The 2,588-nt window shown below is 40.6% G+C and carries 1 protein-coding gene and 1 pseudogene; both read right to left on the bottom strand.

Annotated elements, in window-relative coordinates; all coding sequences use genetic code 11:
- Window positions 1–1,772 (bottom strand): tetratricopeptide repeat protein (locus WBA23_RS11440; protein WP_424582412.1); only part of this gene is annotated, 1,772 nt, incomplete at its 3' end.
- Window positions 1,773–2,166: 394 nt separating this feature from the next.
- A pseudogene (locus tag WBA23_RS11435) lies at window positions 2,167–2,588 on the bottom strand (hypothetical protein); the annotation flags it as partial.

The raw sequence follows: 2,588 nt of genomic DNA, 5'->3' as shown, positions 1-2,588 counted from the left end.
CTTCCTGGATATTCTCGAAGGAACTGAGTGTAAAGTTCCATCGCTTTTTCTTTATCTTCCAGTTGCTCTTCATAAATGCGCCCGGTCATAAACAAAGCATCGTCGCCTAGAATATCTTGGCTGTATGATTCAGATATCTTTTCTAGACGACTCAGTGACTGCTCAAAATTACCTAACTGTAACTGTACTTTGGCAACTAGCCAATGTATTTCATCCTCGAGCGGATGACTTTGGTAAGTACTCAACATACTGTCCAGTTTGGTCAAAGCTTCTTGCTGTCGGTTCTGAAACAAAAGGAGCTCGGCATCCGCGTAGGCCTGCATAGCGGCACCGGAAGTATCTAGGACAGTATTATTCTGAATCAGTAAGCTAAGCGACATAGCATCGTTAGCAATCTCGCGGGTGGTAGCTTCCTTCAACACGTCCAAATGATCTTGAGCCAACTGAAAGTCGCCCTTGTAATATGATAGTTTAGCGTTACGTAATTTGGCTTCGTAGCCAACCGGTTCTTCCTTGTGCGCCTTTTCTACTTGGGAATAAAGTAATGTAGATTCCCACGATTGATTCATCAGTACGTAAATATCACCCATATCCAACTTACTCTGGGCTTTAATTTCCCGACTCGACTTGGGTTTGCTAGTAACCTCTTGAAGAATAACAATGGCTCGGTCTTTTTCATCCATGTAAAACGCGTAAAGCAACGCCTGGCTTCGCATGGCTTCTAAGGTTGCGGCACTAGGACCGATAGGGGAATTTTTGCTTTCGTTTATGAAATTCTGATAATCCTGAATTAACCGGACAATCTCTTCTTGCTGCACCGGAAACTGGTTTTTCACTAATTCTTCCCGCGCTTTGATTTTATAGCGACGAGCTGAAACGTAGTTGGATGTTCGCGGATGACGTTCTATCACGTGATCGTACATTTTGAGCGCGTTATCGTAATCCTGATTTTCCAAGGCGATCTGGGCGACCTTCATTACTTCGTCACCATCAGTACGCTGGCGACGGTCTACCGCTCGGGCTTGCATAAACGCCCCGTAGAAGTTTTTCTGTTGTAAGTTGATCCAGATGAGCAGTTCACTATACAACGGATTGTCAGCGTCCTTTTGAATGCGATCTAGCAGCAGGTTAGCCATACTGTCCAAATCCTCATCTTCCGTAAGTATGTTCTGTAGCACATTTTTAACGTAGCTTGTTCGTGACGGATCTTCGTTAGCGTAACTGAGGTATTCTAATACCATCTGATCGGTTTTATTCAGCCGCCGGTATACGTTGGCTAACTCTAATGCGTATAGGCTAGGATCGCCACTAGTTTGCCTCCCCGCCATATAAATACTTACCGCTCGTTCTATCAACTCGTGTTTGATCAAATGAACCGCGACAATTCGTACTTTGTAAGTATCTGATTTTGCTTCTTCAAATACCTGCGTGAAGTATTTTTCCGCTTCAGCATCTTCTCCCTGCCGCAGATGCACAATACCCGCATCAAGCTGATACAAAATATTTGTGGGATAATGACGCAATGCTTTGGCGAGATATTTCTCAGCTTCACCCAGATACCCATTATTGATTAATAACCGGAAGTAGCGATCATGAATGATGGGAATGTTTTTCTTTTTTCCTACCAGCTCATCGTAGAGCGTTTTCGCTTTTTCTATTTCGCCTTTATCATCATACTGCTGGGCTAACTCTATTTGCTGCGTATTCTGCCCGTAGACAAGCATGTTAGTGCTTGTTAGTAAAATAATAACCCAGGTTATGGTTCGAATCATGGTTTGTGGTTTGATGGTGGATAACTTACGAACTAACATACTATATTATTAATTAATTATTTTTCTTCGAAATTACTATTAATTATTACGCTGTGAATTTGTGGATAACTTCTAAAAATTTGGTCAATTATCGGCCAATGTGAATAACTCCGATAATTATCTACAAATTACTAACACACTTATCCACAACTAACAAACTGATTCACAGACACTTATATCTAAATTATTAATTTGTTAACTAATATGTTGATAACTATATGGATAACATTGAAAGTGCATAACATTGTGTATAACTTACATTGAGGAGTGAATAACCTGCTGAAACTGTGAAACTAAGGGCGAGGAGTGAATAACCCACTGTTTATTAACAAGTTATTGTTAGTTTTTCCACAGGTTATTCACTCGATAATGTGGATAACTCCCCAATGGTAATACTAAGATCACTACGCTCCCAGTTAGCCCGAAGGTCAATGATCTCTTCTTCCGTATAGAAGTAAATAGGTTCAGGTTCTTCTTGAGTAAGAATACTACCCGCTTCCCACTTTCCATTTTCATTCTCATCTACCAGAATTCGAATCTGGTATTTGCCGGGTGGCACTAACTCGAAGGAAAATTCTTGAGCGTTTTTAACTTCTCGAACTAACTCGAACTGCTGATTAAGTAGTTGAACAAAATAGCTAGGATAGTCGGTAGTTATAGTTCCGCTGATGGCTCCGTAGTCTTCAGGATTTTTGAACGAAAATTTTTGAATGACTTGTTCGCTACTATCATTTTCTACACTTACAAAACTACCTCTACTTACGTAAAAATTAAATG

The sequence above is a fragment of the Tunicatimonas sp. genome, from assembly GCF_049647865.1.
Taxonomy (GTDB): domain Bacteria; phylum Bacteroidota; class Bacteroidia; order Cytophagales; family Cyclobacteriaceae; genus Tunicatimonas.
Note: the sequence above shows the minus strand (reverse complement) of the source record. Positions and strands in the feature narration are given on the sequence as shown.